The 597-nt window shown below is 50.3% G+C and carries 1 protein-coding gene; it reads right to left on the bottom strand.

Translation table 11 applies throughout. From position 1 onward, the window contains the following. On the bottom strand, positions 1-565 hold a 565-nt coding region (trbC, locus tag AB4589_RS24995), incomplete at its 3' end, for a type-F conjugative transfer system pilin assembly protein TrbC (protein ID WP_372101917.1). Positions 566-597 lie beyond the last annotated feature (32 nt).

Genomic DNA, 597 nt, shown 5'->3' with positions numbered 1-597 from the left:
TTTGTTTGACCGAAACAAAGGCCGGTACGTGGTGAATATCAAATTGCTTAAACCAATCGGGGCTGATGGAAAAGCCGCTTTGAATGGGCGCCTTATTGGGTGAGCGTATCAAGGCCTCGATCCGCTTGGCCGTGGCCGGAAAACCTTCAGGTAAGACACCGCGTATCACCAGTGGCACGCCTAAGTGCTCACTTTGCATCAGAAGCTGCTTGAGCGCGGTCTTGGGCATGGTGAGTGACACAAACACCATCACCCCTTTTGGGGCTTGGTCAGGGTGGCGCGTGGGTTTTTGTCGCCCCAATAAAGGGGAAAGACTCTCTTCTTGTATCAAATCTTGAACCTTGCGGCTGAGAGTCAGCGCTTCTTCTCGATAAGCCTGGGCTTTATTTTGTATGTCGTCCGTAGGCCACGTCTTCGCCGCCTCCGGTTGTTGAGTCATTTTTTGCTCAAGCTTGGCAAAAGCTTTGAGCTCTTGCTCAGTGTAAGCCTGGGTGGGTAACGCAATAAAAAAACACAGAAAAACAAGAGAGCGTCCAAAGGCGCTCTCAAAAGATGGAATGGTCATAATAACCTCTTCTTTATGGCCGCTGAAAGGGT

It is taken from the genome of Vibrio sp. 10N.222.49.A3 (assembly GCF_041475145.1).
In the GTDB taxonomy this organism is placed as follows: Bacteria; Pseudomonadota; Gammaproteobacteria; order Enterobacterales; family Vibrionaceae; genus Vibrio; species Vibrio tasmaniensis_A.
Note: the sequence above shows the minus strand (reverse complement) of the source record. Positions and strands in the feature narration are given on the sequence as shown.